This window comes from Enteractinococcus helveticum (genome assembly GCF_001657475.1).
GTDB lineage: Bacteria > Actinomycetota > Actinomycetes > Actinomycetales > Micrococcaceae > Yaniella > Yaniella helvetica.
In genome coordinates this window covers 36,605-55,245 of sequence record NZ_LXEY01000012.1, presented here as the reverse complement: position 1 = coordinate 55,245, position 18,641 = coordinate 36,605, and the positions used below count along the sequence as shown (strand labels likewise).

Annotated in this window: 13 protein-coding genes; 2 read left to right on the top strand and 11 right to left on the bottom strand. The window is 56.6% G+C overall.

What is annotated here, in order from left to right; translation table 11 throughout:
- Position 1: 1 nt before the first annotated feature.
- From A6F49_RS03945 to A6F49_RS03905, 9 genes are all read right to left on the bottom strand, one after another.
- Complete coding sequence (locus A6F49_RS03945; RefSeq protein WP_052504712.1) at positions 2 to 1,402, bottom strand: ABC transporter substrate-binding protein; 1,401 nt, start codon at positions 1,400 to 1,402, stop codon at positions 2 to 4.
- Entirely contained in the window at positions 1,399 to 4,563 is a 3,165-nt protein-coding gene (locus tag A6F49_RS03940; protein WP_043057103.1) for a coiled-coil domain-containing protein, read from the bottom strand. Before A6F49_RS03940 ends, A6F49_RS03945 begins: the two co-directional genes overlap by 4 nt.
- Positions 4,564 to 4,790: 227 nt before the next feature.
- Entirely contained in the window at positions 4,791 to 5,201 is a 411-nt protein-coding gene (locus A6F49_RS03935) for a hypothetical protein (protein ID WP_043057102.1), read from the bottom strand.
- 9 nt (positions 5,202 to 5,210) lie between these two features.
- Positions 5,211 to 6,035, bottom strand: a complete 825-nt coding sequence (locus tag A6F49_RS03930) for a barstar family protein (RefSeq protein ID WP_052504711.1) — start codon at positions 6,033 to 6,035, stop codon at positions 5,211 to 5,213.
- Between the two features lie 203 nt (positions 6,036 to 6,238).
- Positions 6,239 to 6,646, bottom strand: coding sequence for a DUF6188 family protein (locus A6F49_RS03925; protein ID WP_052504710.1), 408 nt, complete (start codon positions 6,644 to 6,646; stop codon positions 6,239 to 6,241).
- A 969-nt stretch (positions 6,647 to 7,615) separates the two neighbouring features.
- Entirely contained in the window at positions 7,616 to 7,963 is a 348-nt protein-coding gene (locus A6F49_RS17645; RefSeq protein WP_150119377.1) for a hypothetical protein, read from the bottom strand.
- A 9-nt stretch (positions 7,964 to 7,972) separates the two neighbouring features.
- On the bottom strand, positions 7,973 to 13,417 hold the full coding sequence (locus A6F49_RS03915; protein ID WP_043057100.1) for a DUF6531 domain-containing protein: 5,445 nt from the start codon (positions 13,415 to 13,417) through the stop codon (positions 7,973 to 7,975).
- A 116-nt stretch (positions 13,418 to 13,533) separates the two neighbouring features.
- Positions 13,534 to 13,821 carry a pyrophosphorylase gene (locus A6F49_RS03910; RefSeq protein WP_043057099.1) on the bottom strand — a complete coding sequence of 96 codons (288 nt, stop codon included), beginning with the start codon at positions 13,819 to 13,821 and terminating at the stop codon, positions 13,534 to 13,536.
- 381 nt (positions 13,822 to 14,202) lie between these two features.
- Positions 14,203 to 15,534: a hypothetical protein gene (locus A6F49_RS03905; protein WP_043057098.1), complete on the bottom strand. Its 1,332-nt coding sequence runs from the start codon at positions 15,532 to 15,534 to the stop codon at positions 14,203 to 14,205.
- A gap of 69 nt (positions 15,535 to 15,603) precedes the next feature.
- Between A6F49_RS03905 and A6F49_RS03900 the strand changes: the two genes are divergently transcribed.
- Positions 15,604 to 16,395: a YwaF family protein gene (locus A6F49_RS03900; protein ID WP_043057097.1), complete on the top strand. Its 792-nt coding sequence runs from the start codon at positions 15,604 to 15,606 to the stop codon at positions 16,393 to 16,395.
- 17 nt (positions 16,396 to 16,412) lie between these two features.
- Here A6F49_RS03900 and A6F49_RS03895 read toward each other — a convergent pair whose 3' ends face one another.
- Positions 16,413 to 16,646, bottom strand: a complete 234-nt coding sequence (locus A6F49_RS03895) for a helix-turn-helix transcriptional regulator (protein ID WP_043057096.1) — start codon at positions 16,644 to 16,646, stop codon at positions 16,413 to 16,415.
- A 202-nt stretch (positions 16,647 to 16,848) separates the two neighbouring features.
- The gene (locus A6F49_RS03890) at positions 16,849 to 17,835 is read right to left on the bottom strand and encodes an NAD(P)-dependent alcohol dehydrogenase (protein ID WP_201120228.1); all 987 of its coding nucleotides are present in this window, start codon (positions 17,833 to 17,835) and stop codon (positions 16,849 to 16,851) included.
- Between the two features lie 185 nt (positions 17,836 to 18,020).
- Here A6F49_RS03890 and A6F49_RS03885 point away from each other — a divergent pair, with 185 nt between their 5' ends.
- The gene (locus A6F49_RS03885; protein WP_043057094.1) at positions 18,021 to 18,626 is read left to right on the top strand and encodes a TetR/AcrR family transcriptional regulator; all 606 of its coding nucleotides are present in this window, start codon (positions 18,021 to 18,023) and stop codon (positions 18,624 to 18,626) included.
- The last annotated feature ends 15 nt before the right edge of the window (positions 18,627 to 18,641 follow it).

The following is an 18,641-nucleotide window of genomic DNA, read 5'->3' as shown; positions in this document are numbered from 1 at the left end:
ACTAGGGCTGGTTGATCCACACCAGCGCATCCGAGACTTCACCGTGCACCGGGCGCAAACCAAGGCGCTGCGACGACGCATTGAGTACCGTTACAGCCGCATCCACGGCATGGCTTTGGCTAAAGTCTAGAGCCGGTCCGGCAATGCCGTGACCAGCCACCATGTGCAAACCGCCAAGCGCCTCGGCAACATTGGCCGGGTCAGTACCACCGGCAACATTCAAGGCCTCAGCAAAGGCGAGCACTGCATCGTGGCCGCGCGTATCGGCAACCGCCGCGGTCTCGGCCAGTGGAGCATCCCCGGTCAGATTAGTGATTTCCTCATTGCCCGCAAACTGGCGGTTAGCACTCAAAAACGCCGACATCGCCCGGCTCTGCCCGGAGGTACCCAGCGCCATACCGTCGTCAGCCGACACACCGATCGTGCGCAGATTCGACGACACCGTACCGCCCAGCTCCAATAGCGTCTGTTCGAACCGTGGACTCAGTGCAGCATCGGTCAGAATCACCGGCACCGAAACGTTACCGGTCTGCAGCGCAAACACCACGCGGGCCTGCATGGCCGCCGGCCCAGAAACCACCACGGCATCCGCCGGGTTCTGTGCCACGGGTGGCGGTGTTTGTTCGTCTTCTCCCCCACCCGTATACGCACCATTGCCATACGGGTTAGCACCGGTACGCAGGGCAATGTCTTCGGCAAAGTCATCGATATTTGTCTCGGCGTTGAACGACAATTCATCGTCAACATCCACGCCATCGGGCAGTTCTTCACCCGCGTTGATGTGCACAGGCCGCTCGAATTCAGCAACCTTGGCCGCCAGGGCATCCGCAGTGTCTTGTGCTGCCGGTGCCAACGACCACACCCGCTCCACACCATCGGGCGCAGTTTCGTACGGCAAAATCACCGGCACACCGGCATCCGTGGCGGCCTTGAGCCCATCGTGCAGATGATCGCCCGCGCTGGCATAAATAATCCCCGAAACGCCCTGGTTGATCAGACTATCCACGGCATCCACACCGCCGGATGCCGTGCCAAGGTCGTCTTCGGCAATCAGTTCGACGTCGTTGCCACCCAGCCGAATGCGTTCTTGTGCGACGACGGCGCCCTGAGCAGCCTGATGCCACTGCGATCCTTCGGCTTCGCCCGAACCCAGCGTCATGATCACGCCGAGCTTTGCGTTCTCCGGCGGAGCCATCTCTGCCAGTGCGATCGGTACGGTCACCGCAACCGGGTCTGGCCCCTGATCAGCATTGGCACGCACCAAATATCCGACCAGCAGTACCACGATGACGACTCCGGCGAAGATCCCGAGTAGCAACCCAAGGTGTTTCTTGCGTTTCGGCTCGGTTTCTTCTTCCTCGGCGATGACTTCTTCGCCGAGTTCTTCAGCTGCATGGCTCATTTGCTGTCTCCGCCAATGTGGAAGGCGTAAATTGTCTGGGTGCGCGCACCAGATGGCACATCAAGGTGGAATACCGGCAGGTTGCCAGCAGCTTCCAGCGATGCCGAGAACTGTGCTTGGCGCAGCATAATCTCTGCGATATCTTCCGAGCGCACATTCGCATAGCCTGCTGCACGCTGTGATGCCAACGCCAGCTGGTAGTCCGCGGTATCCGACATCGCCGAGCTAGCCGACATCGAACCCAGAATACCCGAGCCCTGAATGTCCGGATCACCCAGGTCCAGGATCACGTTGGTCAAGCTCGCGCCCAGCTGGGCCGAGGCACCTTCGAGATCACGAGTCGACGACGTCGTGGACTGGTGAATCGATTCCAGAACGTTCGTCGTACTCTTATTCAGCGCCTCAGTAGTTGCACCCTGCTGCTCTTCGAGCGAGGCTTTCTGCTCATTCAACTGAGCCGCTGTGTCATTGACGACGGCGTCCGAAGTCGTCGCCAGACCCGAGATCGTGGTGTTATAAGAGTTAACCACTGCATCCTGTGCGTTGTTGATCCGATCAGTCACGACACGGACCTGCTGGTCAATATCGTCTGGCAACTGATCTCGCGTCTCAGCAGTCACTTCATTAAAGGCCGCTTCAATCTGGTCCGGAAGTTCTTCTTTGAGTTCGCGTTGAAGTGTTTCGATCTGGTCCTTGAGTTTTGTTTGGTCCTTTTCAGCTAGCTCGACGATATTGTCTTTATTTTCTTGGAGACCCGTCACTATGCCTTTGATGCGATCTGCTTCGTCTGCCGCCTCGGTTTCGACGCGTTCGATCTCTTCTTCGGCTTCAGCATTGATACGATCGATCTCGTCTCGAGCATTCTTTTTGACTTTCGAAATTTTGTCACGGGCCTTTTCTTTGATCCGCTTGACCTTTGATTTCGTTTCGTTTTCGATTTGCTCGATGCGCTTTTCGTGCTCTGCAATTTGCTGAGCTGTATCTTCTGCAGTTTGTGTCTGGACTGCGAGGATGTCTTTTTCCAGTTGAGTAAGTGTCGCCAGCAATGTTCCGACCGCTGATTCTTCGTTGTCGGCATTGAGGTGGGCCAATGCTGCATCCCAGTGGGCTTTTTGTTCCTCTACAAGACCATCTGCATGCTCTTCGACCGAGTCCTCAACAAGAGCTTTGGCGCGCTCATCCAAGGAAATATCCTCTACGCCAGTTGGAACAGCGTCATCACAGTCCGTGCCAACCAGTTGAATGCTGAGACGATTTCGATCATCAATCGCCCCTTCTTCACCGCCGTCCTCAGCTGCTTCAGGGAGTTCCATACGGCAGATTTCTTGCGCTAGCTCGTGGTAGTGATCACTCAGTGCATCAGCTTCGTCACTCAATCGATCATGGTCGTCTCGTACAACCGTGACATGTTCTTTGAGGTCTTCGAGAGCATCGTCTCGGTTGGTGCGCATGAGAGCTTGCAGCCCTTCTAAGTCTGTTCGTGCGCTCGAGATGGCTTCGGTCAGCTCATCCCAAGTGACAACAGGCTCGTCTGCGTCAGGTTTTTTATCGGAGACTTTTAATTCATTATTGTTCTCGTCCTCTGAGGAGCCCTCGCCGTCATCTTGGGTATTTTCCAAGAACGGGCTGGGGATTCCGGAAGCGTTTGACTTCTGTGGAGTCTTGGCGTTCCCTACTTCCTCACTAGGCTCGAGTATCTCGTCCAGGCCCTCGTAGATATCATCAAAGCGAGCACCGATTGTTTCGAGCTTCGTGCCTATCTCCTCGTTCGTGGTCCAGGACGGATCAACTGATGTGTTTTCGAGCTCATCAGCAATCCGCTGCCCTTCCGCGACCAAATCATCAAGTGAGGAAAGAACAGACTTTTCAGCAGCAAACAGGACGCACGTAATGGACGTACCATTCTCTTTACACACTTCTTGATCAGGGACTTCTGGCCCCAACGTGTCTTGGATTCCGGCAACAATCTCGTCACGGCATTCTGCGTTGGCTGCTGCATAACCATCAAGCTGTGCACCAAGAATCAAGAAGGTCGAGTAAAGCGAACCGTTAGATTCAGCGTCCTCAACAGTGGCAGCACAACCCTGACCGGTCACCAGCTTTGGCGCGGTGGCTTCGGTGTTGCCCATCATGCCGTTCATGGACGCCACGATCTGAGATAGCTGCGAGTTCATTGCCGTTTCGGCACCGCTCATCGATCCTTCGACCTGGGATTCCAGCGCGGTGAGCTGTTCTCCAACACGCTGCATCTCAGTGACCATGTCGTCGGAGTTCTGACGCAACTGTTGTGCGGCGTCGACACCCAACGTGTCAGTGGTGTGGTCGAGGTTCTGACGAATCTCGGTGATAGTGGTACCAGCACGGGTCAGGACTTCGTTAATATCAGCCACCAGTTCGATGGCTTTTTGCTGCATCGCGTATTCAGAGCTGGCGCTGGTATCAAACGTCGAGGTCAACATGCCCTCAAACGACATGTCGGTGTGGAACCCGGCCTGTACGGCCAGATCAAATTTTGGGGTGGAGAAGTCTTCAACGTCAGCGACTAACCGGAACGTAGTGGTTGCTTCTGACTGTGGCGGGGCAAGGACGGTGCCCCACTGGACCACGGCATCGCCGTCAGTCGTCTGGCTCACCACACCGTTGGTGGTGTTGTCGGACTCGACGTCGACCACGACATTGCTGGCGGTGGTGTCTTCAAGTTCAACGGAACCGGCCACGCTCAGCGGCGTGCCAACGAGCGCTGAAGACTGACGAGATTCACCGGCGACATCGTAGGTTACTTCCGTGGAGTTCAGGGTGAGGTTTTCGACGGTCACCGCGATTTCCACGCGACCGGTGTGGCCTTCGAGGTCCTCGAGGTTCGAACCGCTGTCATCATCGGTCGTGTACTGGGTGGAGACCCGGACCGGAAGATCTTCGACAACCTCGTCGACGGTGTAGTCGTCGGTATTGCTATTTGATTTGCCCGAGAGTTCATCGAGATACACCGCGTTACTGGCGACCTCGGTGATCGCACCGGCTGGATCAAGGTTGACATCCACGGATTGGATGACCTTGGTTGCTGCAGATTGATCGAAGCCCGTGTCACCGCAGGCGGATAATCCCAACGCTGCGATAGTTAATATTCCGGTCCCTCGAACGAGACGCCCTACCCGTGACATACGGGTTCCTCCTCGAATTATGCGGTGTGATGTTGTGCCATGACGAATGTGTCTTTTGAAAACGACAAATGCCGCCAGATGAGGCACTCGCTCGAGTATAACGGAATTACATGAAAGTTTTGGTTATATGCGGTTCTACAAATATGAACAAAATGAGAAGACTACATTAGACCAAGTCATAGACAGAACGAGTTTGCACGCGGGCAGTTCATAGTGAGACACGCTTATCATTGCGGTTTGTCCGCAATCCCCACGAGCGTGATACCAGGCAATCCCAAGACCCACGGATCAATATCGGTCTCCGCATGCACCCTCAATTCAATACCGCCAGAGATCTGGAATATCGGGTCGATCATCTGCGCATTTGAAGTGATTGCTTCAATCTGTTGGTCTATGAGAAACTCTAGATCCTGTGTGGTGCACTCCGCTGCATCATTTAGAATATTGCCGTCGCTATAGTTCCGGTCAATCCGATGTCCGTTGCCTTCCAAGCTCCAATCGCAGGAAAAATTTGCTGCCCAGCCTGGTCCGCTGAGTAACAGGATTGGATCTGGCCCAAGCTCTGCACGGGTAATTTGCAACGGAAGTGCCGCCTGTGCAGTTTCCAGCATGCTGTCAGAGGCGTTGGGCGGTTTCACGGTTAACTCTCACCCCTCCGGCCGTTGAAAAGAAGATTTAAGAATACTCTCCCACTGATCGAGGCGCTGGTTTTCGGTATCTTCCGAGATGACTACAACGTGAATCGGGACTGGCTCGGACCGAAGGCCGTCGTGTTCGAGTGGAGCGGTGAACCTGGCGTGTGTATCTTTGAGAGTCTCGAGAAACACGATGAGGTCATCGAGGTGAGCGTCGGCAAGCAATTCTTGTGGCTGTGTGATCGCGATAATGTAGTCGGCTCTGGGTTCTAGCCATTGTAAATCTGAGATGCAATCATAAAAAGCGTCCCAATTCTCCCCGAAGTGCAAAGGGAATTGGAATGCCGCGCTGAACTCATCAAACAGGGCGGACTTGTTGCGCATTTTGTCTCCACGCACCGTCCGAACCGTCTGTCCCGCTCGTTGCGAATCTGCCAGGAACTTTTGGAAGTCAGCAGTTTTCAGTGTCAACAGGTAAGGCACAAAATGCTGTTGTCCAACCGAAAAATCACCAGCAATCTGAGCCTGCCCTTTCCGCGGGTTCTTCACAGCTCGCCCCGTTGGATACTCAATCCACGATTCGGTATCTCCCGACTCCAGGACCGCCCTTGCGCGGTTACGACAGAAATATAGATCGACCCTAGAATCGTTCGCTCCAAGGCCTAAAAAGTCACTGAGACCATTCGAATCGACGATTTCCTGGGTTTCGTTGTCGTGAAGCACCGCGTAGCGATACGCCCTACTGGGCCGAAAGAGATAGCGCCAACCTTTCTGAGGAAGGCTGTGCTCCTTAAAATATCGAACCAAGCTATACGGTGGAGATGCATCCATTTCCATGCACCCATCCAATCTCATCTACTTGTCAACAGGGACCAGCAAGCCGGTGGCGTTTGCGAGCAGGTCGGGTTTGGTTATGATTTTAGTTCCCGAACTCTCAGCATGGAGGCCTGGTTGTGCGCTTCCCGCCATAGGGGTCCAAAGCAGTATTCTCGGCGGGGTAGAAGTCCATCACAGTCCGCATCCCAAATCTGTTAGAGGAACTAAACGTCTTCGTCAGACTGCCATATGGCAAGTTCGCCACCTGGCATAGCGATAACTCGCGTGGGTGTGGATTCAGGACCGGTGTAACTCCAGGATTCGTAATCCTCGTCGGGTCCAGCCACTAACACGGATTCATTGGAAAACTTCAGGACCAATTGATTGTCATTGATGTGGGCAGCTTCCACTAATTCACCGTGCAGTTTGAGAACTGGCACGAATCGAGCTTTATCGCCTCCTGGGTCAATAATGGTCTGACTGTCGCCGGCGCCGGAAATGGCAAACGCTGACTCTAAGCGAACAACACAGTTATTGGAGAATCGCAAGGTTATCTGAAGATCTACACCAATAAACGCCACGTGAGCGCCCACAAGCGGCAATTGCGAGTCGGCGGCTGTATTTCTGGACATCTACCTTACCTCTCCTGCCTTTGTCTGAAGATGTGACTTCTCATAGTTGGTCTGGGAATGACTGTCTATCGCCAGTCAAAGCCGAAAGAACTTGGACTCTACGACTTATCAAGTCGCTTAAGTCGCTCCCCTAGCGATAGGCCATCTGAGACAATTGAAGCGTCGTACCACTGAGCGCCAGAAGCGACCCAGGCGTTCCTGTAACTCATAATCGCGGTTGGTGTTGCATCTTCATAGCCCCACTCGACTCCACAACATGGACAAATATCGAATGAAGGATCCATCCCGCTGCTGCCCCAGGGTGCTTCCGTCGAATAAAAGCCACACACTCTGCATAAATGCGAATCACAGACTTGATTCTTATGCACTGTAGCACTCCAAAATTATCTGAAATCCGTACTCGTGCGAATTAAAGATATGAACTTTCGGGTATACAGTCTCTGTTCATGAAACGCTCCCTATCTACGAGGCTGACGTTGCTGTTCAAACGAAGTCGAACTGTTGTCTCAAAGAATGTACTGGTAAAAATCGTTCGGGAAGTCTTCCTCGTCATCAGCGTATTCACGGACCGTTGAATAATCGACTCCGGAACTAAAATCCGTTCGTCATGAATTATCCACGCCAATTGGACCACCCCTAACGGAGCCTCCCCGTGGTCTACCAACCGACGAGATTCCACGAGCAAGTCCTGCGCAATGAACCCGGAGGCATCATGCAGCAACTCCCGTACTTTCTCCAAATAGCGTTGCATCGCCTGAGACTGCTCCGGTGAGATTGATATAAAGAGCTCCTTGCAACGTTTGGAGAAGTGGCGGTTCAGAATCGTAAATTCAAAATATCGAACTGACTATCACGCCTGTGCTCAGCCCAATAAACGCTGCTATTTTCCTCTTCGATACGGCGTAAATTCTCCCCAGACTCTGAGATGTCGATCTGGCCAGGCCGCGAAACAGCTTATCGGCCGGTGCTCTAGGGGTCAAAACGGTGGTTGCGAGCGTCATCTTCTGTCTTATAAATCTCACCCCAGGCGAGAATACTTAGTGATGACGGATCATTATCCGGACGATCGGCGTCGCAGATATATACGAAAAAGGGAAATCTCGCCGGGCTCCAAATATCATCGCCGTCGAAACGATTCACGAGTACTAGCTCGCTTATGCCGAATGGAGCGTTCAAATCTTGTCCAAGCACGGGAGGATCGCAGGTTACAAGAAGCGCAGGTCGGCCGTCTTCTAGGCGAAATCTTTCCTTGATTTCACAATGAAATACTCCAGAGAATCGCTTGCTGTCCATTGATGAGAGATAAAAAGCAGACATTCAACTAACCTAAAATTCTGGGTTGACACCGCTGACTCGTACGACCCGGATTGCTCCGTTATCGAGACCATTTGGAATAATGTATTCAGGGATGCCTCCGCGATTACCGTCCAAAGGTAAGGCGTCGCGGACAAGGACTACTGCGTCAGGATCCATCAACCGGCCTTCTATAACGAATCTACCCGAATTAAGACTACCTCCAGATTCTGCGCGGCCTGTAGGCAGCCCGGCAGCGTCCCGGTAGTTTGGCACTGAAGCCGGGCTCACGGGTGACCAGGAAGCTCCTCCAGGAAGCGCGTCGTCGCCGTAGACACGGTAAATCGTTTCACCAGCTACAGGTCTCGGTGGTACTGCATCAAGACGGCCCACTGAGCCGGATGGAAGTTTGTTCAATGCCCCGGCCGTCACTGTTGAGACTGCTGCACCTTCTGCTGCGGTGGTAAGCAGCGTCGCTGGGGTCAACGGCTGACCACCGGCTGCTGCGTAGGCAACGCTCTCCACTGCACCTTCGACAGCATTGCCAGCCATCTGACGGCCTGCTATCGACGCAAGGCCGGCACCACCCAGTCCACCAAAGGCTCCACTGATAGCGACCTGACCCCAGTTGACGTCCCCGGTGGTGGCTTTCTGGATGACCGTATCCGCACCCGCGGCAATCAGCATCATGCCGGCTGGTCCGCCCACACCGGTCGCCATGAGCACTCCACCGGCCACGATGGCGGCACCGCCGGCAAGGTATTCCCAGTTATTCTTCGTCCAGTCCCACGCTGATCCGGCAGCGCTCTTGGTCCAGTCCCAGGCCGCACTAAAACCGCTAGCAAGCGGGCCCTGCAGGCCATCGGCATAGGACTGCAGATCAGCATCAGAGACCGGGGATAACCCTAGAGGGTCGATGGAGTGTAGCGGATCATTGCCCGCATACGAATACGGATTCGCAGTCCAACCGGAACCGGTGATCGGTGCAAGAGGGTCAACCGACAGGAATCCGCGTGCCGCAGGATCATAAGCCCGAGCGCCCATCCATTCCAGACCGGCGACTTCGATGCCACCATCGGCGGTTAGTCCAATGCCACCCGGCAGGTCGTTTTCGCTCTGCGAAGCAGCGGCTAGCACGTGCCACGGGTCGTTGACGTCGGTGGCACGAGCAGAACGCCAGGTAGCACTCTCCCACTGGTCTCCGACGCCGGTCAGCCCACCGGGGGCTTTGAATATCGGGGTGTTATCAATGCCGATGGTCGTGGGCGTTGAGGCGGCCAAGTCCCACTGGACGCTGGTGTCATTAACTTCGGTCAGCTCACCCAGGGCATTGACCCACAGGTTGGTGGGTTCGGCGTCGTCGTTTGTGATCTTGGCCAGCCAACCGCGAGCGTCCCACGAATAGTGCACGGTGTTTTGAGCGCTGGCGGCCTGGATGCGGCGGCCCTGGCCGTCGTAGGCGTAGTCGGTGACTGAGCCGTCCGGTTCGGTCACGGTGACCAGTTGCCCGGCGGCATCGTAGTCCAGCATGCGGGGGCCGCGTGCATCGTATTCGTGTATCAGACGTCCGCCCAGATCATAGGTCCAGGCGCGGCCACCTGCGGGGCCATAGGATTCGATCAGCTGGCAGGCGTCGTCGTAGGTATAGGCCGTGGTGCCCTCGGGGCCGTCGATCTGGGTGATGCGGCCGTCCATATCGCGGGTGATGCGGGTGACGGTGACGCCGGAGGGGTCGGTCAGGGTGTGGACCACCGGATAGCCGTGATGATATTCCCAGGTTTGCAGTTGGTCGCCGGCGCGGGATTCGATGATGCGCCCGGCGGCATTATATGCAACGTTAATGTCGCCCAGGGTGGGGTGGATGATGCCGGTAATGCGCCCGAGCATGTCTCGGTGGTATTCGATGCGGGCACCATCGGTGTCGATCAGCGCGGTGCGGGCGCCGTCGGCGTCATATTCCCAGCGGGTGGTCTGCGAGGCTGTGGGGCCGGTGGTGGCACGTTCGATGAGCTGACCTAAGCGACTGTAGGTCAAAACGTGGGTGGTTTCGCCGTCGTCGCGGGTGAAGTCGCGGATGGTTGCGGTGCGGGCGCGTTCATCGCGGACCAGTTGGGCTACCCAGCGCCCGTTGAGGCGCATGCCGGTTTCACGGCCGGCCTCGTCGTGGGTCCACTGCGTGAGGTTGCCATCTGGGTCGGTTTGGGAAATTTGACGGCCGGCAGGGTCATAGGTTGCGGTGGTCACCCGGCCCAGCGGGTCGGTGGTCGAGTCGACCTTATCCAGTTGGGTGTAGGTGCGGACGGTGACGCCGCCGGTGGGGTCGATGATTTTGGTGACGCGGCCGCGGAGGTCGTATTCGTAGCGGGTGATTCCGCCGACGCCGTTGATGGCCTGGATGAGTTGGCCTGCGGCGTCGTAGCGGAAGCGGCGCTGGCCGGACCAGGAATCTTGGACGGCGACCAGGCGGCCAGCTTTGTCGTAACGGTAGCGGGATGCGCCGACGCCGGGGGTGCATTCGCCAATGACGCGCCCGGCGGGGCCGTAGTCGATAGTGGTGGGTTCGCCCACCGGGTTGAAGCGTTGGATGACGCGCGAGTCGGCGTCATAGACTAACGTGGTGCGCTGACCGGCGGCGTCGATGGCGGCCACGGGGCGGCCGCAGGCGTCGTATTCGTAACGGGTGGTGCGCCCGGCTGGGGTGGTGATGGCGGTGATACGCCCGGCCAGGTCGCGTTGGATTGTGGTGAGCCCGCCGTTGGCGTCGACGAGTTCAACGGGGCGCCCGCAGGGGTCATAGGTGACGAGTTCTTGGGTGCCGTCGGTTTTTTCGACCCGGATGGGGCGGCCGAATTCATCGGAGTCGACCGTGGTTTCTTCAAACGCGTTGCGGATGGTGGCAATACCATCAGCGCGGGCCCGGGTGACTTCAGCACGGATGCCGGTTGGGTCTACGGTGGCGGCCAGGTGGCCGTTGGCGTCGTATTCACGACCCCAGATGCCGCCGGCCGGGTCGATGACCTGGCGCAAACGGGATAGTGCGTCGTGGGTGAAGGCCCATTGGGCGCCGTCGGGCAGGGTGAGGCTGGCGACGTTGCCGAATTCGTCGAAGTCTTTGGTGATGGCCCGGCCCAACGGGTCGATCGTCGTCGTCAGTTCGCCGGTTGGCCCGTAGTGCAGCTCGGTGCGTGCGCCCAGCGGGTTGATGATGGCGGTGACGTTACCGCCTGCGCCGTGTTCGTAGCGCCAGATCGCACCGTCGGGGTCTTGACGGGCGATCAACAGGCCGCGGGCGTCGTAGCGATACGTGGTGCGCGCGCCCAGCGGCGTGATGGCCTGGGTGACACGTCCAGCGTGGTCGCGGATCAGCTGCGCGGTGTCCCCGGCCGCGTTGGTCACACCGATGAGATCACCAGAGGCGTCGTAGCTGTAGCGCAGGGTCACACCCTCGGGATCAACCACTTGGGTGAGCAGTCCGTTGGCCCAGGTCAGCTCGGTGCGACCGCCTGCCGGGTCGATGATGATCGAGGGCGAGCGGTCGGTTTGGGTGGCGTAAAGGTATTCGACGATCCCACCCGAGGCGTTGACCACGGTGGTGACCCGGTCGTGCTCATCGTAGCCGTAGGTGATGTCAGCACCCTCGGGTGTGACCGTGCGGATCTTGCGGCCTCGGGCATCGTAGGCGTGGACGGTGACTTGGCCGTCGCGCGCCGTCGTCGACACAATATTGCCGTTGGCATCGTAGGCCATGGATTGGCGGTTGCCCTCGGCGTCAATAATGCCAACCACGCGACCTTTGCGATCGGCGATCCAGGTGTTGGCCCCGGTACCGTCGTCGGTGGAAACCGAGGTGACGCGGCCGCGCAGATACGCATAACGCACGCTGCGCCCGTACGGGGTCAGCTGGCGGATCACACGCTGGTTGTCGTCGTAAAAGTTTTCGGCTTCGACCGTGCCATCGGCGGCCACCACCTGGTCGATCAGCCCGGTGTCAGTCCACCGGTAGGTGCGCGTGCCCACCGCATCGGTCACCCCGGTCAGGCGGTGCGCGGCGTCGTAGAGATATTCGATGCGCCGACCATCCGAGGCGTGAATGCTCACGACCCGATCATGAGCATATTCAACATCCAGCCAGCGTCCGCGCTCGTGCAGCAGCCGGGTGATATTGCCGGCGTCATCGCGGAATGTGCGGATCCCGGTGCCGGGGCCGTTGCCCCTGCCCAACCAGGCGCCAGCGCGGGTGAAGGCCCACCAGCCGCCGGTGTTATTGGTGACCACCAGCAGCTTTCCGGTGGTCACGCCCAGATCGGTGTGAAAGTCTTGCGCGTTGACCTCTTCGAGCCAGAAGTTTTCCCCGATGCCGCGGTCCCAGCCGGTCCCGATGCGCGGGAATTCGATTTGGCGGCCATCGGCCAGCACAAAGCTTGCACCCTCGTCGTCAACTTCCAGCCGCGTTTCGAGCAGCGAGGACCAGCCCAGCCCAAACACGCCGAGGCGGGTGTCGTGGGTGTTGTACATGCGCGTGAATTCAAAGGAGGCGGCGGCCCCCGCGAAGCGCAGGTCAACCTCGGGTTCCAAAAAGTTACCGGTGGCGGTGTTGACCGGGTCATCGGCGAACCCGGTGGTTGGTGGGCTACCGATTGCTGTGAACGGCCCGATTGTAAAGTCATCGCGGTGCACATCTACACCGGCGGAGGCCAGTGCTGCGCTGATCGAAGCGTCGGCAACCGTGATGACGCCCTGGCCACCGGCGGCCTCAAACGCCCCGGCGACTTCTCCGGCCCACTCGGCGTCCTGACTGTTGGCCTCGAACCACTCGCGCAGTGCGGCCACCAGCGATTGGGCGTCCAGGTTGCCCCAGCGCCCGTTGCACATCATGATGTAGTCGGTTAGTGCGGCGTCAAAGGTGCGGAACGGCGAGCCCAGCTCAGCATCCAGGTCTTGTGTTCCGGTCTGGAAGCTTCGCAGATCCGCCGGGACTGCCGACGACGTCGATGACCCACCCACGGGTGCCGGAATCTCGCGGCCTGCAACGGTCACGGTCTGTGCGGTGCGGTTCGGTGCGGGTTCGGCCGGCGGTGGCATTGGGTCGTCTTCGACCAGACGTAAAAACGTGCCAATCTCGTGGATGGTCCCGGCAAACCAGTCCTCTTCGCGCTGGCGCTGCCGCTCCTCCCAGGCGCGAGCCGCCTCGCGACGCTGATCCTCAGCTTCGGCGGCATCGCGCAGTTCTTGGACAAACCCCGCAAGACTGCGCAGGGATGACGCCAGCTGTTGGCGACCACGCGCTGCAATATCGGCGTTGTTTTCAAAAACTTCCGAGAAGTAACCGCGGAACTCCTCCATCGCCTTGGACACCAGGCTCGAACGAGAGCTTGTTTGATCTTCAAGCAGGGTCGCTAACGATTCGGCGCGCTGTTTTAGCGTGTCAGCCGCCGTGTAGTTATAGCCGGTAGGTTCGTTGCCTCCGATACCCGACATGTGCTCTCGCCTTCTCAGTTACAAAGTTCGCGATGGTGAAAAAATCAAATAGAACGCACAGATCGGTGCACCTACGCGTCCCCTAGCGTAGATGCACCGGCTTGCATTGATAGGTGTTAGGCGCCGCCACCGGCGGTGAAGATGTCTTGGGAAATGCGGTCCAGCTGGTTGCGCAGTTCTTCCAGCTGCTCTTTGGCGGTATCCAACGCCGACTTGGTCTCAGGCCAGGTGCCGTTGCGGAAGGTTTCGGCCAGCGGGCCATCCCAAACATTCGGGTCCGACAGCATGCGGCCCTGGGTATCAAGCTGGGTGATCTGGTCGGTGAATCCACCGTTGACGATCGACTGGATCTGACGGATAGCTGTTTTAGCTTCCTCGGTAGATAGAACGCGCGCACCACTCATCGGGCTACTCCTCAAGGTGAAATGAAATTTAGAACGCGACCCAATAGGAGGGCACATTGAAAACAGAGAGCTTCAAGTAACTGTACCTTATATCACAACATGACGACACATAATGCAAGACCACACACGCTACTCAAACACGAAGAACCACCCTTAGTTACCTGCAATTCCCCATCCGACTTGGGAATTCATTGTAGCTTCACGTTTTTATACTCTCCCAACAATCGGCTCCAGCCTGAACTCCGATCCACGTCAATTGCGGGCGATATTATTTTGATCCGTGTTAGGCGAGTCGTAAGATCGCCTAAAATCGTTGCTTGAGTGCTCCCAAAATCCCTGGCTGGGCTACGTCAGTCTCTTAAGCGTGAGCATTCCGATGATTTAGTCATACATCCAGGGATCTTCGAGATCTATTAATACTGAGTCGGGTTGGCTCTGTGACGATGTTGGCTCATTGGTTCTCAATTCAGCGAATAAGATGCCCACTGGTACGACCAGTTTCTCAAAGCGCCGGACTGTTGACTCAGATCCACCAAAAATAGTAGAAGACTTTTCAACGAGATCTCTATCCACAGTTGTCACTTCTACCTGGCCCCAGCCAGGCCCGAGACTCACCTGGAGCACCCATTCTTTTCCATCGCGCTTGAGAGACAGAATCTCAATGAATTTCTTATTATCTCTAGCAAAATATTCTGAACTATCGCGAGGATAAGGGGAAAGTCTCTCATAAATATCCATTACTTGTTCTACGAACACTGGACTCGAGTTGATGGTTTCAAGTTCGACCCTAAATAGCGTTCGATTATAGCCATGATCTTCGTGACCTTCAGGATAATATCCTGCATAATTCTGACATAGCAGCTTGATGGATAGCTCATCGGAAATGGGCTCAGAAGAATAAACCTGAGCCACGCCGTAGGTTCCTGGACCAGAGAACCGTCCTTTGAAGTATTCAATCCGTCTGATCCAGGCAGGCCGTTGAATGCATTCTGTAAGGACGACCGCTTCAATAAAATCAGCGGAAACGTCATTCTGACGAGCCTCGCGCTGAATGACATACAGAACCTCCTCTCCTAATTCCTCCTGGGCACGCTCGATCTGCTTATCTAGATTCTGTTCAAATGTGCCGAACGAACGAAGCGATATCACAGCAAGAGCTACGAACACACTTGTCCAAATAGCCTGCACCAACTCGTCAACGTCCGGCAGAAAAGGGAGTAAATAAGACCATGATATTCCCGCTAAAAATGTTGCCAGAACAATGGCAACAACAGTCTCTAAGAAGACTGCAACATAGCGAACGCGAACTCGTGAAAACTTGAATGTTCGCCGCAGGATATGAGGACGAAAATTTGTAAGACAGAGATGCAAAACGGCGCAGGTTACCAGAGCCAGCGCTGCCCTACCGCCTATTGCTTCAGCGAGCGAAGCAACTAATACCGACGCTATGTACATCGGAACGAAACGCATCGCCAAATAGACCCACATGTTGCGTTGAGAAGCCGAATCCACCACGTTTTTCATGTCCGCATAGTTGTTCGGCCAATCGTTTTCCAGCAGCCTGAAGACTAAGTACAGCAGCGCCGACCCAAATAGCCCGGCGAAAACACTCATCAACACGGACGACATCATTCGATAATAGCGCAGCACAGGCGTTGTGAGCTCGGGACCATATCCCGATACATACATAGAAGCGCATTCACGCTCAAGCACTTCGAGAGTCGCGCTGGTTTCCTCTACTGGTTCATCACGCGTTCAACAGCCTCTGTTTAGAATGTGGTTATGCGCACCGCTGTGGAACCCATCGGAAAGATGACGCCGTACGGTCCCGAACACGCCGCCATGCTCGTGTTCACCGCATGCATCGCCGTCGTCCTGGTGGTCCTAGGACGACGCATCCGCGGCACCGCTGCCGAAGATCGCGTGCTGCGAGCGCTGGGCTGGACCATGCTGATCGCCACCGTCGCTTGGACTATCTGGGGCATGCTGCCGGGCCACTGGGACATCAACCAGTCGCTGCCGTTTCACTACTCTGACGCTCTGCGCATGATCACCGCCATCGCACTCATCACGCGCGCCGGATGGGCGATTGCCATCTGCTATTACTGGGGCCTGACGCTGAATCTGCAGTCGATCATCACCCCGGATCTCAACTACTTCGATTACCCTGGCCTGGAATTCGCAATGTATTGGTTCTTGCACATCGTCGCGCTCGTGGTGCCCGTCTTGTTTATCTGGGGTCTGGGCTACCGTCCGACCTGGCGCGGTTACGGGGTCGCCTATTTGGCCACAGTCATCTGGGCGGGCATTTCGCTGATCGCCAATGCGATGACCGGCGCCAACTACGGGTATCTGTCTCGCGGGCCGGAGGGCGCCTCAGTTCTTGATCTGCTGGGCCCTTGGCCCGTCTATATTTTCTGGGAGGCTGTGATCATCGCCGTCGTCTGGGCGCTGATGACCTGGCCGTGGCAATTGAATCCCGAACGAGGTCACCCGACCGCAGACAGGTTCGCCACCACCCGTCGTAAGCCCACCGGTGGGCGTATTCGAACATCAGCCCAACATATGGCCTAGCACTCGACTGCGGAACCCTACTGGAGAACTAACTTCTTATCGAGGGCTGCTGCAAGGCGAGCGACCGTTTCAATCGTTGGGTTCGCATTACCGTTTTCGATCCGGCTAATCTCTGCTTGCGGCACACCCGTTGCATCGGCCAGTTGAGCCTGAGTCATTGCATGACGCCCACGAGCCGACGCAAGCTCCCGACCAAGCTCTACCTGAGCTGCGACTTCGGCCTGGAATACCTGACTGGCTGCATCATATATTTTCTGGGCATCATCGGACCACGTTTCGCGCGCACGGGAAGCCAGGTCACTGAATTTTTCGACAAGTCGATCACCTCGTTATGGGCTTTAGTACATATTACCTCTCGTATCCTCCGCACTTTAATTCCCCTGGACGACAGTGGATCTCCGAATCTTCCGGCTCGTCTTCGCGTCGCCAGTCCGACGACGAAAACTAGCAACTTCACGGCCAATACGATCCGGGGCCACGCACAGTGATCAGCACGCTACCGATCTTTCTCCCCGTCTCGACGTATCGGTGAGCAGCAACAATGTCGTCTAGAGGGTAGCTGCGGTCGATCACCGGCCGGAACATACCCGCTGCAAGGGCATCACGAATCTCTTGCACCACGGCTTGGTTGTCCTCGGGATAGGGAAACACCACGCGCTGACGCCCACGGCGTGCGATCCCTATCAAAGACAGTGGAAGGTTCTGCCACCCGGGTCCGAGTTCGGATGAGACGTAGACGCCGTCCGATTTCAGGATGCCGCGGCACCGCCCGAAGGTACTCTTGCCAACGGCGTCAATGACCACATCGAACATATGCGGCAGGTGGGTAAAGTCCTGGGTTGTGTAATCCACAACGTGCTCGGCGCCCAGACCATGAACCAGGTCCGCATGCTCGCCAGCGCAGACCGCAGTCACGTTGGCACCCAGTGCCGCTAGTTGTTGGACCGCTGCCGACCCGATCCCACCTGTAGCACCGTTGACCAGGACTTCGTCGTTCGGTTGAACGCCTGCACGTCGAATCGCTGATCGGACGTAGTGATATCCCTCGGTGGCTGCTGCAGCTAGATCCTGAGTGATGCCCTCGGGGACAGCGGCGACCGATGAATGCTGGTTGACCACAAGATATTGCGCGTGTGCTCCGAACCGACCCTCACAGTAGCCGAAGACCCGCTCCCCCACAGCAAACCGATCTACCTGTGGGCCGATTGCGACGACCTCACCGGCAAACTCCGTGCCGAGAATGGTGCGCTTCGGACCGCGCAAACCAGTCAAGGCTCGCATGAAGAAGGGACGTGCCGCGCGGTAGGCACAGTCGGTGCGGTTTACGGTGGTTGCATCCACGCGAATCAACAGCTCACCGGTGGCAGGTTGTGGGATTGGAACTTCGGTGACCAAGACAACGTCTGGGGACCCATAGCGGGTGTTTACGGCTGCGCGCACGCCACTGATTTTACCATCCGCGGCCTCTACAAAGCGGATTGTCATGCACTTTCTGATAGGAAGTGCACTACGCACGAATCGTCTTCGAAGAAGCCAAGACCTTGCCAACTCCCTCCTGCTAAACTGCCATTACGTGACATGCGTCACTGCATCATGCCGCTTTTGGAAATTAATGAGGTGAATCAATGCGCGTAGATGCGTATGAGAATCGGCTCCGGCTCCTCACGGCTTGTCGAGACCTTATTGCCCAAGAAGGCACCACAGCGGTAACCGTCAAAGAAATCATCGGTCACGCAGGTCTCAGTTCAGCGACATTCTTTCGACACTTTGGTTCAAAAGATGCAGTCATTGACGAAGTCTCCATCAATCGGTGGTCACTGCTGGAATTTCATGCTCGTCGTCCACTCGACGATGAGGACGACAACCAGGCCAGTTTGAAACAGATTATTCGCATACTTGACCTATTCACTCGGATGATTACTTCCGATGATGAATTCATCAACGCGACTGGCCTCCGTATCGGCCAATCCCCTGGGGCCATCCTGCCGATCCGAGAAACATTTGAGCCAAATTTTGCCAATCTTTGGGTGGATGCTCAACGACGAGGCAATATCCGATCCTGGGCCCATCCTCGCGATGCAATTGACATGACAGCAAGCATCCGAGATAAGGATCGACGACTTCCGATGCTTACTACATTAGTCAGTGGACTGTGCACTGATGTTATTGACGCAGAACAACTCATCTACGACCTTTTCAGTGCAGGAAAGAATCGACTTCCTTTACGCTAATAACCGTCCTGTGAC